The sequence below is a fragment of the Amycolatopsis sp. lyj-23 genome, from assembly GCF_046549135.1.
GTDB lineage: Bacteria > Actinomycetota > Actinomycetes > Mycobacteriales > Pseudonocardiaceae > Amycolatopsis.
Genome location: NZ_JAJPWN010000016.1, coordinates 1 through 11,860 on the forward strand (window position 1 = coordinate 1; position 11,860 = coordinate 11,860).

14 protein-coding genes are annotated in these 11,860 nt (G+C 71.4%); 8 read left to right on the forward strand and 6 right to left on the reverse strand.

Annotated features, from left to right (window positions below; translation table 11 throughout):
* Window positions 1–365: 365 nt before the first annotated feature.
* Both pssA and ACLJPY_RS34445 read right to left on the reverse strand, forming a co-directional pair.
* Window positions 366–1,310 (reverse strand): CDP-diacylglycerol--serine O-phosphatidyltransferase, encoded by a 945-nt coding sequence (pssA, locus tag ACLJPY_RS34440; RefSeq protein WP_410595068.1) that lies wholly within the window; start codon window positions 1,308–1,310, stop codon window positions 366–368.
* A 3-nt stretch (window positions 1,311–1,313) separates the two neighbouring features.
* On the reverse strand, window positions 1,314–2,039 hold the full coding sequence (locus ACLJPY_RS34445; protein ID WP_410564182.1) for a phosphatidylserine decarboxylase: 726 nt from the start codon (window positions 2,037–2,039) through the stop codon (window positions 1,314–1,316).
* 247 nt (window positions 2,040–2,286) lie between these two features.
* Between ACLJPY_RS34445 and ACLJPY_RS34450 the strand changes: the two genes are divergently transcribed.
* The gene (locus ACLJPY_RS34450; RefSeq protein WP_410595070.1) at window positions 2,287–2,517 is read left to right on the forward strand and encodes a hypothetical protein; all 231 of its coding nucleotides are present in this window, start codon (window positions 2,287–2,289) and stop codon (window positions 2,515–2,517) included.
* Between the two features lie 39 nt (window positions 2,518–2,556).
* On the opposite strand, the gene ACLJPY_RS34455 is transcribed toward ACLJPY_RS34450, so the two are convergent.
* Window positions 2,557–2,841 (reverse strand): GlsB/YeaQ/YmgE family stress response membrane protein, encoded by a 285-nt coding sequence (locus tag ACLJPY_RS34455; RefSeq protein WP_410595072.1) that lies wholly within the window; start codon window positions 2,839–2,841, stop codon window positions 2,557–2,559.
* A 72-nt stretch (window positions 2,842–2,913) separates the two neighbouring features.
* Here ACLJPY_RS34455 and ACLJPY_RS34460 point away from each other — a divergent pair, with 72 nt between their 5' ends.
* Together ACLJPY_RS34460 and ACLJPY_RS34465 are read left to right on the forward strand one after the other, a co-directional pair.
* On the forward strand, window positions 2,914–3,474 hold the full coding sequence (locus ACLJPY_RS34460; RefSeq protein ID WP_410595074.1) for a helix-turn-helix domain-containing protein: 561 nt from the start codon (window positions 2,914–2,916) through the stop codon (window positions 3,472–3,474).
* Window positions 3,471–4,724: an MFS transporter gene (locus tag ACLJPY_RS34465; RefSeq protein WP_410595076.1), complete on the forward strand. Its 1,254-nt coding sequence runs from the start codon at window positions 3,471–3,473 to the stop codon at window positions 4,722–4,724. The genes ACLJPY_RS34460 and ACLJPY_RS34465 overlap by 4 nt, the downstream gene beginning before the upstream one ends.
* On the opposite strand, the gene glp is transcribed toward ACLJPY_RS34465, so the two are convergent.
* Window positions 4,678–5,871, reverse strand: coding sequence for a gephyrin-like molybdotransferase Glp (gene glp, locus ACLJPY_RS34470; protein WP_410595078.1), 1,194 nt, complete (start codon window positions 5,869–5,871; stop codon window positions 4,678–4,680). The genes ACLJPY_RS34465 and glp overlap by 47 nt on opposite strands.
* A 73-nt stretch (window positions 5,872–5,944) precedes the next feature.
* Between glp and ACLJPY_RS34475 the strand changes: the two genes are divergently transcribed.
* From ACLJPY_RS34475 to groL, 5 genes are all read left to right on the forward strand, one after another.
* On the forward strand, window positions 5,945–6,622 hold the full coding sequence (locus tag ACLJPY_RS34475) for a TIGR00266 family protein (protein ID WP_410595080.1): 678 nt from the start codon (window positions 5,945–5,947) through the stop codon (window positions 6,620–6,622).
* Complete coding sequence (locus ACLJPY_RS34480; protein WP_410595082.1) at window positions 6,622–7,245, forward strand: AIM24 family protein; 624 nt, start codon at window positions 6,622–6,624, stop codon at window positions 7,243–7,245. The genes ACLJPY_RS34475 and ACLJPY_RS34480 overlap by 1 nt, the downstream gene beginning before the upstream one ends.
* Window positions 7,246–7,356: 111 nt before the next feature.
* On the forward strand, window positions 7,357–7,563 hold the full coding sequence (locus ACLJPY_RS34485) for a cold-shock protein (RefSeq protein ID WP_003085446.1): 207 nt from the start codon (window positions 7,357–7,359) through the stop codon (window positions 7,561–7,563).
* Between the two features lie 64 nt (window positions 7,564–7,627).
* A complete protein-coding gene (locus ACLJPY_RS34490; RefSeq protein ID WP_410595084.1) occupies window positions 7,628–9,097 on the forward strand; it encodes a serine/threonine-protein kinase in 1,470 nt (489 codons plus the stop codon).
* A 240-nt stretch (window positions 9,098–9,337) separates the two neighbouring features.
* Window positions 9,338–10,966, forward strand: coding sequence for a chaperonin GroEL (groL, locus tag ACLJPY_RS34495; protein WP_043776303.1), 1,629 nt, complete (start codon window positions 9,338–9,340; stop codon window positions 10,964–10,966).
* A 48-nt stretch (window positions 10,967–11,014) separates the two neighbouring features.
* On the opposite strand, the gene ACLJPY_RS34500 is transcribed toward groL, so the two are convergent.
* Both ACLJPY_RS34500 and ACLJPY_RS34505 read right to left on the reverse strand, forming a co-directional pair.
* Window positions 11,015–11,335: a hypothetical protein gene (locus ACLJPY_RS34500; RefSeq protein ID WP_410595086.1), complete on the reverse strand. Its 321-nt coding sequence runs from the start codon at window positions 11,333–11,335 to the stop codon at window positions 11,015–11,017.
* Window positions 11,336–11,585: 250 nt separating this feature from the next.
* Window positions 11,586–11,804 (reverse strand): PspC domain-containing protein, encoded by a 219-nt coding sequence (locus tag ACLJPY_RS34505; protein WP_410564197.1) that lies wholly within the window; start codon window positions 11,802–11,804, stop codon window positions 11,586–11,588.
* Window positions 11,805–11,860: the final 56 nt, after the last annotated feature.

Sequence of the window (11,860 nt, forward strand, 5' to 3'; positions counted from 1 at the left end):
GCTACTACAACCACAACCGGCTGCACTCAACGGTCGGCCACCACACCCCAGCCGAAGCCCGAACCAGCTACCGTCAGGCCCTGGCTGCCTGAAAAACCCGTGTCCGCCTCACCGGGGCAACTCCACATGATGCCCCCCGGATCACGGGTGATGCCCGTACCTGGAGGGTCGGCTCGCGTACCCGGAGGGTCGGTTTGCGTACCTGGAGGGTCGGTTTGCGTACCTGGAGGGTCGGTTGGCGTGATCAGGACCCGATCTCGCGTGTCCCGATCCGTGTCTCGCGTGATTGGAGGCGGAACTCGCGTGATCCGAGGGGCATCTCGCGTGATTGAGGAGGCATCTCGCGTGACTGGAGGGGCATCGGGTTACTTGCGGCGGAGGCCGATCTGGCGCCAGGTTCGGCGGCGCTGGCCGTTCTCCGAGGTGCTGCGGGGGACGCGGGTTGTTTCGCGCGGGAGGCGGACCGCGCGCATCGCCGCGCCCGCGACGCGGCGGCGCAGCGGAGGCCGGAGGCCGAGGCGGCGGGACGAGCGGGCGCGGCGGATCGCGCGGCGCTCGCTGGGCGGGACCGTCCAGGCCTCCGGGTGCGCCGCCAGCCAGCGGTGCCGGTATATCGAGTACGGGATGTGCGCCAGGTACAGCACCATCGCCACGAGCAGGGCGACCAGCGGGAACTGGATGATCGCTGCCGCCAGCAGGGCGACGCCGAGCAGCAGCGGCGCGATCGCCCTCGCCGGCGCCTTGACCGTTTTGAGCGACAACGTCGGGATGCGGCTGATCAGCAGGGCCGCGATGGCGACCGTCCACGCCCACACGACGTACTGCGAAGACCACCAGCCCTCGCCCCACTGCAGGTACGCCACCAGCGGCAGCATCCCCAGCAGGCCACCGGCGGGCGCCGGGACGCCGACGAAGAACTCGCTCGCGTACGGCGGCTGCTCGGTGTCGTCCAGCAGCGTGTTGAACCGGGCGAGCCGCAGGATCATGCAGACGGCGAAGATCAGCGACGCCACCCAGCCGATCCGGTCCGCGCCCGTCTGCCAGACGTAGATCACCAGCGCCGGCGCGACGCCGAACGAGATGCCGTCGGACAGCGAGTCCAGCTCCGCGCCCATCTTCGACGTCGCGTCCAACAGACGCGCGATCCGGCCGTCGAGGCTGTCGAGCACCGCCGCGATGCCGATCGAGGCGATGGCCATCGCGTAGTTCCTGGTCAGCGCGAACTGCACGGCCGACAGGCCCGCGCACAGCGCCAGCACGGTGATGGCGTTCGGCAGCAGCCGGACACCCGGGGTGGTCACGCGGACCATCGATCAGCCTTTCGCGGGCGCGGCAGGGAGCTCGGCGATGACCGTCTCGCCGCCGACCGTGCGCTGGCCCTTGCTGACCAGCACCGTCGAGCCCGGCGGCAGGTAGAGGTCGACCCGCGAACCGAACCGGATGATGCCGTACGTCGACGCGGCCGCGACCTTGTCGCCCTCGCTGATCTCGCAGAGGATGCGGCGCGCGACCAGGCCGGCGATCTGCACGACGACGAGCTCGTGGCCGTCTTCGGTGCGCATGAGCACGGAGTTGCGTTCGTTGTCGTCGCTGGCCTTGTCCAGGTCGGCGGACAGGAACTTGCCCGGCCGGTAGGCCACGCGCTCGATCACGCCGTTCGCCGGCACGCGCTGGACGTGCACGTCGAACACCGAGAGGAACACCGACACGCGCATCCGCGGCTCGGCGGGCAGGCCGAGCTCGGCGGGCGGGACGGCTTCCTCGATCAGCGAGACGAGACCGTCGGCCGAGGCGAGCGCGACGCCGTCACGCGGCGGCGGGACGCGCTTCGGCTCGCGGAAGAACGCCGCCGTGGCCACGGTCGCCAGCGCACCGACGAGCCCGAGGCGCTTGGAGAACCGGCGGGCGAGCAGCGTCGCGGCGACGCCGCCCGCCACGAACGGGCGACCCGCGGGGTGCATCGGCGGCAGCGTTTCGCGGGCGAGCTGGAGGGCGTGCGCGACTGGGTTGCCGGCGGGCTCCGGCCGGGTGCCGCTCATGGTCGGGTCCCCTGGTTTCGTGTCGGAAGAACGGTGGGCGCCGGGCGTCCGGCGGCCGCGTACGGGCGCCCCCACGCTACCGCTGCCCCAGGTGAGGGTGTCCGTGCGCCCCCGGCGGCTCCTCCGCGAGGGGGTCACCGCGGCGGGTGGGAATGATCGCCCGGTCGTAACGCAAGGTCGATTTCACCGATGACACTGAGTAGTTGCCGCCGTTCGGGGCGCTGCCCCGCGTGACCTGTGAGGACCGATGGACGACCGCCGAGACCCCGCCGAAGCCCGGCTTCGCGAGCTCCTGGGCGCGTGGCGTCGGGAGATCGACGAGGTGCCCGCGCGGTCGCTCGTCGACCCGGTGCGCGCGGTCGACGTCGTCATCGAAGCGAAGCAGGCGGCGAAAGCCAGGAACCGGGGCCGGGTGCATCCGCCCCCCGACGGCGCACGCACCCGGCCACCGGGAGATGCGCGTGAGGAAGCAGTCTAGCGTCGGACGGCCGGTTGATCACGTTTCGTCCGGCAAATGTTACGAACGGTCACTCGGACGCCGGGCCAAGCCGCCCGCGAGCCGCAGGATCGCCAGCAGCACGACCGCGCCGAGGATGGCCACGCCGAAGCTCGGGAAGTCGAAGTCGAACGTCCGCGCCTGGCCGGTGGCGAGCCGGTAGAGCAGCCCGCCCAGCGCCGCGCCGACGATCCCCACGAGCACGCTGACCAGGCAACCGAGGCGCGGGCGCGCTCGTCCGCCGACGACCAGGTTCGCGATCCAGCCGACGACGGCGCCGAAGATCACCCAAGCGACGAAAGCCATGGCGGGAGCTTACGCGAGCGGTTGCACAAGCGCCATTGCACAAGAGTTGTTGTGCAACTACTCTTGTGCGTCATGACCGAAGACATCCGGGAGATCCGGGATTCCAAGGTGCTCGCCGCCATGTCCCACCAGCTGCGCCGCCGGCTCCTGGAACTGCTCCACCTCGACGGCCCGGCGACGGCGTCGATGCTCGCCGCGAAGACCGGCCAGGCGGTCGGCAACGTCAGCCACCACATGAAGGTCCTGGCCGCCGCGAAGCTGGTCGAGGAGGCTCCGGAACTCGCCCGCGACCAGCGCGAACGCTGGTGGAAGCGCAGTGCCAGGACGCTGCGGTGGGCCTCGGCCGACTTCCCCGGCGACCCGGTCGCCGAAGCCGCCGAGGTCCTCGTGCTCGACCACCAGACGGCGGTCGCCCGTGAATGGATCGCCAGCCGGGAGACCTATCCCGAACAGTGGCGCGGGGCGCCGTTCAGCATCGACACGTGGGTGCGGCTCTCGCGCGAGGAGCTGGACGAGCTCAACGAGCGGATCTTCCTGCTGATCAGCGAGTTCGAGAACCGGACCGAACCCGGCGACGGCGTCGAGCGCCGCCCGGTCTTCTTCGCCGCGCGAGCGTCGCTGGGCCGGCCGTGAAGGGCCTCTGGGGGAACCGCGACTTCCGGCTGCTGTGGACCGGCGAGACCACCAGCATGCTCGGCAGCATGGTCGCGAGCACGGCGTTACCGCTGGTGGCGGTGGTCACGCTGCAGGCGAGCACGTTCGAAGTCGCGCTGCTCACCGCGGTCGCCTGGCTGCCGTGGCTGGTGATCGGCCTGCCCGCCGGCGCGTGGGTCGACCGGCTGGCGAAGCGCCCGGTCATGCTGCTCTGCAACACGGTGTCGATGGCGGTGTTCGGCAGCGTCCCCGTCGTCGCCGCGTTCGGCGCGCTCACCATGGCCTACCTGCTGGCCGCCGCGTTGCTCGGCGGGGTCGCCAAGGTGTTCTTCACCCTCGCTTACCGCGCCTACCTCCCGGCGCTCGTCAGTGACGGCGAACTCCTCGAAGCGAACGCGAAGCTGCAGGGCAGCGAGTCCGCGACCCAGGTCGCCGGACCGGGCCTGGCCGGGCTGCTGGCCCAGGCGTTCGGGCCGGTCAGCGGCATCCTGGCGGACGCGGTCAGCTTCGGCGTCTCCGTGTTGTGCGTGCGGGCGATCCGGGCGCGCGAAACCGTCGACCCCGGCGAGCGCGCGCCGCTGCGCAGCCAGATCGCCGAGGGACTCCGGTTCGTCGCCGCCGACCGGTACCTGCGGTCGCTGATCACCTTCGGCGCTGTCTCGAACCTCGCGCTCACCGGCTACAGCGCCATCCAGATCGTGTTCCTGTCCCGGACGCTCGGGGCCGCGCCCGGGCTCGTGGGACTGGTCCTGGCGCTGGGTGCGTCCGGCGGGGTGGTGGGCGCGGCCGCGGCCGGACGGCTCGCCGCGCGCCTCGGCGCCGTGCGCGCGTGGCTGCTGTGCGAGGTCTCCGCGGCACCGATGCTGCTGCTCGGGCCGCTGAGCGGGCCCGGCTGGGGCCTGGTGCCGTTCGGGCTCGCGCTGTTCGGGGTGTGCGGCGGTGTCGTCGCCGGCAACGTGCTGGTGACGACGTTCCGGCAGCAGTACTGCCCGCCCGAGCTGTTCAGCCGGGTCAACTCCAGCATGTCGATCGTCAACTACGGGTCGATTCCGCTCGCCGGGGTCCTCGGCGGCCTGCTGGGCGAGGCGATCGGCATCCGCGAGACCCTCTGGGCGGCCGCGGGAGTGGCGATCCTCGCGCTGCCGCTGCTCGCGCCCTACCGGAAGCTGCGCGACTTCCCGGTCAGAGCAGCAGGACGTCCACCTCTTCCCCAACCGCAGCCGACGTGACGTCCTCCGGGAGCACGATCAGGCAGTTGGCCTGGGTGAACGCGGCCAGCAGGTGCGAGCCCGGCCCGCCGCGCGGCCCGACGATCCCGGTGACCTCCCGGTCGGACGGCGCGAAGACGCCCCGGCGGTACTGGCGGCGTCCGGGCGGCGAGCTCATCTCCTCGGTCAGCCGGGCGCGCACCCGGCGGCGGGAGACGTCGGTGTGGCCCAAGGCCGTCAGGATCGCCGGGCGCAGGAACGCCTCGAAGGACACGAGCACGCTGACCGGGTTGCCGGGCAGCGCCACCACGGGCACGCCCTGCCAGCGTCCGCTGCCCTGCGGGCCGCCCGGCTGCATCGCGATCTTCGCGAACTCGACGCCCTGGCCGGTCAGGGCGTCCTTCACCACTTCGTAAGCGCCCGCGCTGACACCGCCGGAGGTGACCAGCAGGTCGGCGCCGGCCAGCTTCGGCTCGATGACCTTCCGGAACTCCTCGACGTCGTCGACGACGCTGCGGACCACCTCGACCTCGCAGCCGAGGCCGCGGATCGCCGCGGCGAGCATGACGCTGTTGGACTCGTAGATCTGGCCGTGGCGCAGCGGGGCCGGCGCGTCGATCAGCTCGGTGCCGGTCGAGGCCACCAGCACCCGCAGCGGCCGGTGCACCCGCACTTCGGCGAGCCCGACCGCGGCCGCCAGGCCCAGCTGGGAGTGGCCCAGCACCGTGCCTGCGTGCAGGGCGACGCTGCCGGCGACGACGTCCTCGCCGGTCCGGCGGATGTGCGCGGCTTCGCGTGCGGGCGCCGAAATGGTGACGGTTTCCGTGCCGCCGTCGGTGTCTTCGACCATGACGACCGCGTCCGCGCCCGGCGGCAGCGGCGCGCCGGTCATGATCCGGTGCGCGGTGCCCGGTTCGAGCGGCCGGACGTCGACGCGGCCGGCCGGGATGTCGTCGGCGACCGGCAGGGTCACCGGCGCGGCCGGCACGTCGGCCGCGCGCACCGCGTAGCCGTCCATCGCGGAGTTGTCGAAGGGCGGCAGTGACACGGTCGCCGTCACGTCCTCGGCCAGGACGAGACCGGCCGCGGCGGCGAGGGGCAGGGCGGTCGCGGGGGAGGTGCCCAGTAGTGCGGCAACCCGGTCGCGGTAGTCGTCGACGGAGATCACCGGACCATCCTCCCCGGCTTTCGGGCGCGTGCAAGACTCTGCCCCGTCACAGGCACGCCGATGGGGAGCACGCATGCAGGTCGGAATCCGTCAACAGCCTTCGTTCGCCGTCGCCCGGCTGATGCTGGCGCCCGGTGAGCCGTGCCAGGTCGAGTCCGGCGCGATGATGGCCACCAGCTACGGCGTGCAGGTGCAGTCGCAGGCGCAGGGCGGGATCATGAAGGGCCTCGGCCGCGCGTTCCTCTCCGGCGAGTCCTTCTTCATCTCCACCTTCACTGCACCGCAGAACGGCGGCTGGGTCGACGTCGCCGCGAACCTGCCCGGCGACATCCAGGTGATCACCCTCGACGGCCGCACCGGCTGGGCCGTCACCCGCGGCTGCTGGCTCGCGTCCTCGCACGGCGTGCAGACCGAAACCAAGTGGGGCGGGATGAAGAACCTGATGGGCGGCGAGGGCGGGTTCCTGACCCACGCCACCGGTCAGGGCCAGCTGCTCGTCAGCTGCTACGGCGCGGTCGAGACGATCACGTTGCAGCAGGGCGAGATGGTGACCATCGACACCGGGCACGTCGTCGCCTACGCCGACACCGTGCAGTACCAGATCCGGAAGGTCGCCCAGGGCATCATCCAGTCGATGAAGAGCGGCGAAGGGCTCGTGTTCGACTTCGTCGGCCCCGGCCAGATCATGACGCAGACGCGCAACCCGTCCCAGCTGATCAGCTGGCTCGTCTCCCACGTCCCGTCACGCTGATGCGCGTCCAGACCCGGCACACGCCCGCCTTCGGCGTCGCCCGCGTCCTGCTGGACCCGGGCGAGGCCGTGCGGGCCGCGCCGGAAACCCTGCTCGCCAGCCGGTTCGGCGTCACCGAGACGCCGTCGGGCCGCGGTGGCGCCCGCGCGGGCAAGCCGGCGACCGCCGTCTACACCGCGCCGTCCGACGGCGGCTGGATCGACTTCGCGCCGCTGCGCCCCGGCGACGTCTACCCGCTCGACGTCGGCGGGGGCACGGGCTGGTCGGTGCACCGCGACGCCGTGCTGGTGCAGCCCTCGTCGGTCCGGCACGACAGCGGGTGGGTGCCGCTGCAGCAGATGTTCGGCGCCGACTCGGGGTTCCTGGACCACTACAGCGGAACCGGGCCGCTCGTGCTGGCCGCGCCGGGCCCGGTGGACGCGTTCGAGCTCGGCAAGGGCGAGCTGGTCACGGTCCGGCCGGACTACCTGCTCGCCTACCCGGACACCGTGCAGTGCCGGTTGCGGGCCCTCGATCCCGGTGGAGCGCAGTCGCTGCGCACCGGCGAGGGGCTCGCGGTCGACTTCGCGGGTCCCGGGACGGTGCTCGTGCACGCGCGGAACAGACGCCTTTCGGGTTCGTGATCTTCGGACGAATTGCCCATTGCCGCGGACAATAATTCCGGTAGCGTGATTGACACTCCGCCGCTGGCATCCGCTCGGGCCAGCGGATCCTTTGTGCTGAGGGAGGGCGCCGTGGCTGTCGGCACCGTCAAGTGGTTCAACTCGGAAAAGGGCTACGGGTTCATCGAATCCACGGAGGGCCCGGACGTGTTCGTCCACTATTCGGCCATCCAGTCCGAAGGATTCCGCACTCTGGACGAAGGCGACCGGGTCGAGTTCGAAGTGCAGTCCGGCCGCGATGGTCGTAGTCAGGCAGCCGACGTGCGCAAGGTTTCGTAGCACACCCCGCCGCTGATCGGTGAACCCCCGGCAGGCGCCGAACCAGGGACGTTAGGCTGCGGGCGTGACAGGCGAAGTGTCGGGGGACCTCACCGGTCGCCGGCTGGGCAACTACCGCATCGACGGGGTGCTCGGCAAGGGCGGCATGAGCGTGACCTACAAGGCCACCGACGTGCGGCTCGGCCGCAAGGTGGCCCTGAAGGTCATCGGTGACCACCTCGGGGCCGACGCCGAGTTCCGCGAACGGTTCGTCGACGAGGCGCGCAACACGTCCGCGATCGACCACGCCAACGTCGTGCCGCTGTACGACTTCGGCGAGCTCGACGGCATGCTCTACATCGCCATGCGCATGGTCGACGGCGGCGATCTCGCCGGGTTGATCTCGGCGGGCCCGATCGCACCCGCGCGCGCCCTGACGATGCTCGACCAGGTCGCGGACGCGCTCGACACGCTGCACAACCGTGGTCTGGTCCACCTCGACGTCAAGCCGGCGAACGTGCTCGTGACGAAGAAGGAAACGTCGCGCGAGCACGTGTACGTGGCCGACTTCGGGCTGACGCGGCGCGGCGCGACCGGGCACCGGACGCGCGGCGGCGACTTCCTCGGCTCGCCCACGTACGCGGCTCCCGAACACCTGCGCGGGGAGCCGCTGGACGGGCGGACCGACCAGTACGCGCTGACGTGCGTCCTCTACGCCTGCCTCACCGGCAGCCCGCCGTTCAAGGGCGACGTCCCGACGGTGATCAAGGGGCACCTCAACGGCGAGCCGCCCGCGATCTCCCGCGCCGTCGCGCTGCCGCCGTCGATCGACGAGGTGATCCGGCGCGGCATGGCCAAGAACCCGGCCGACCGCTACCCCAGCTGCGTCGAGATGGTCGCGGCCGCGCGCCGCGCGCTCGGCCCCCTCGCCACGTCCGACACCCCGCCGGGTCCGCCCGGGTCCCATTCGGGCGGAATCCCCGCGCCGCAGCGTCCTGGTCAGGTACAACAAGGGCCGCACCAGAACAGCGCACCGCAGGGAGAGGGGGCCCCCGTGCACCCGTACGGAGGACAGCAGCAGCCCGGCTACGGCCAAGGGCCGCACGGGCCCGGTGGTCCGCAGGGGCCGCCGCCGGGGATGCCGCCGCAGGGCCCACCGCCCGGGTACGGCTACCCGCCGCCGCAGCAGGGGATGCACCCGCAGGGGATGCCGCCCCAGGGCTACGGCTACCCGCAGCAGCCGGGGCTGCCCCCGCCGGGCTACGGCCAGGACCCGATGCGCCTGCGCCCGCCCATGCCCGCCGGTGGTGCGGGTGCGTTCCACCAGCCGAAGAGCGGCGGCGGCAAGAAGTGGCTCTTCGCCGTGCTCGGCCTGGTGGTCGTGGCCGGCCTGGTCGTCGGGGCGATCTTCCTGTTCGGCGACGGTGGCAACGGTGGCGGCGGCCAGACGACGGCCCCGAACATCCCGGTCGGCCCCGGCGGCGACTCGCAGGGCCACCCGACGTCGTCGCTGAACGCGCCCCCGACGTCGATCAGCATCAAGCCGAGCAGCTGAGACTTCGCGAGATCGTGCGACGCTGAGCTGGGCTTCTTGCACTCTCCCCCCGAGAGTGCTAAACACGGACTTGGCACTCGACGCCGTCGAGTGCCAAAGGTCGGGACGGTGAGGCTGAACCCCCACCCGGGTCCAGTCGTCCGTCGCGGGCACCGAGCCTGGCCGAGGAAGAGTCCTGCTGCCGCCGCTGCAAGAACCACAGCGCGGCGGCTGCGCCCAATACCGGAGGACCACACCGCAATGGCCAAACTGATCGCGTTCGACGAGGACGCCCGCCGCGGTCTCGAGCGCGGCTTGAACACCCTCGCCGAAGCCGTCAAGGTGACCCTCGGCCCGCGGGGCCGGAACGTCGTGCTCGAAAAGAAGTGGGGCGCGCCGACCATCACCAACGACGGCGTCTCCATCGCCAAGGAGATCGAGCTCGAGGACCCGTGGGAGAAGATCGGGGCCGAGCTCGTCAAGGAAGTTGCCAAGAAGACCGACGACGTCGCGGGTGACGGCACCACCACCGCCACCGTGCTCGCCCAGGCCCTGGTCAAGGAAGGCCTGCGCAACGTCGCGGCCGGCGCCGACCCCATCAGCCTGAAGCGCGGCATCGAAGCGGCCGTCGAGGCCATCACCGAGCAGCTGCACAAGGCCGCCGTCCAGATCGAGACCAAGGAGCAGATCGCTGCTACCGCCTCGATCTCGGCCGCTGACCGCACCATCGGCGAGCTGATCGCCGAGGCGCTGGACAAGGTCGGCAAGGAAGGCGTCGTCACCGTCGAGGAGAGCAACACCTTCGGCCTCGAGCTCGAGCTCACCGAGGGCATGCGCTTCGACAAGGGCTACATCTCCGGTTACTTCGTGACCGACCCGGAGCGTCAGGAAGCCGAGCTCGAGGACCCGTACATCCTCCTCTTCGGCTCCAAGATCTCCACCGTCAAGGACGTCCTGCCGCTGCTGGAGAAGGTCATCCAGTCCGGCAAGCCGCTGCTGATCATCGCCGAGGACGTCGAGGGCGAGGCCCTGGCCACCCTCATCGTCAACAAGATGCGCGGCACCTTCAAGTCCGTCGCCGTCAAGGCCCCGGGCTTCGGTGACCGCCGCAAGGCGATCCTGCAGGACATCGCGATCCTGACCGGTGGCCAGGTCATCTCCGAGGACGTCGGCCTCAAGCTGGAGAACGCGGACCTGTCCCTGCTGGGCAAGGCCCGCAAGGCCGTCATCACCAAGGACGAGACGACCATCGTCGAGGGTGCGGGCGACGCCGACCAGATCCAGGGTCGCGTCAACCAGATCCGCGCCGAGATCGAGAACTCGGACTCGGACTACGACCGCGAGAAGCTGCAGGAGCGGCTCGCGAAGCTGGCCGGCGGCGTGGCCGTCATCAAGGCCGGCGCCGCGACCGAGGTCGAGCTCAAGGAGCGCAAGCACCGCATCGAGGACGCGGTGCGCAACGCGAAGGCCGCCGTGGAAGAGGGCATCGTCGCCGGTGGTGGCGTGGCCCTGATCCAGGCCGCCGAAGCCGCGTTCGCGGGCCTGAAGCTCGAGGGCGACGAGGCCACTGGCGCCAACATCGTCAAGGTGGCCGTCGAGGCCCCGCTCAAGCAGATCGCGATCAACGCCGGCCTCGAGGGCGGCGTCGTGGTGGAGAAGGTCAAGGGCCTGCCGCAGGGTCACGGCCTCAACGCCGCCACGGGTGTCTACGAGGACCTGCTCGCCGCCGGCGTGCCGGACCCGACGAAGGTCACCCGCTCCGCGCTGCAGAACGCCGCCTCCATCGCGGCGCTGTTCCTGACCACCGAGGCCGTCGTGGCGGACAAGCCGGAGAAGGCTTCGGCCGCTCCCGCCGACCCGTCCGGTGGCATGGGTGGCATGGACTTCTGAGTCCGGCTGCTTCGAACGCCCGGTCCGCTTCGGCGGGCCGGGCGTTTCTCATGGGCGGGTGAAGAACCAGACGGCGTAGGCGCCGGCGATGACGACGCCGAGCGCGAGCACGCCGAGGCCCCCGAGCCAGGCGGTGCTCTTCTCGTCGGCTTCCATCCCGACGACGATGGCACCGATGCCGGTGAGCAGGACCCAGATCGCCAGCCCCGCGGCGGTGTAGAGCACGGTCTTGGCGGCCTTGGCCCCGGCGGGGTCCCCGGCGGACAGCACGGCGTAGGCGGCGAAGGCGGTCAGCCCCAGCCCGGCGATCAGGTACAACCCGCCCAAGATCCCGACGACGACCTTCGGTGCGGTGTTTCCGTGATCCACGAGCGCGAATCTAGTCCCTCCAACGGGATCCGCGCCGTGGTTTTGGGCCACTCGGCCCAACGGCCACGACCGAACGGCCCGGACGTCCCCTGGCGTCCGGGCCGATCGTTTCCGTGCCCACCGCGTCCCCCGACGGCGGCGTCCCCCCGACCCGCGCCCCCCGGCGCGGGTTGTCCTGCGAGTTGATCTCAGTGCGTCCCCGGCCCCCGGCGGGCCCCGGCTCCCCCTGCGAGCCGGAGCCCGCCCGCGTTCAGGAGTCCTCTTCCGGCGTCAGGATGGCGGCGGCGACGTAGATGGGAATGGCGATGCCGACGGAGAGGAAAACGGCGGCGACGAGCCCGATGCGCAGGACGTTGGCATCGACGCCGAGGTAGGTGGCCCAGCCCCCGCAGACGCCGGTGAGCATCTTGTCGGTCCGGCTGCGGCGGAGCTTCTTGGTGGTTTCCGGGGTGTACACGCTGTTGGTCATGGCTCAATGGTGTCGTCCGGGGGCGCGGTCCGGTATCGGGAACGGCCCGGATGCCG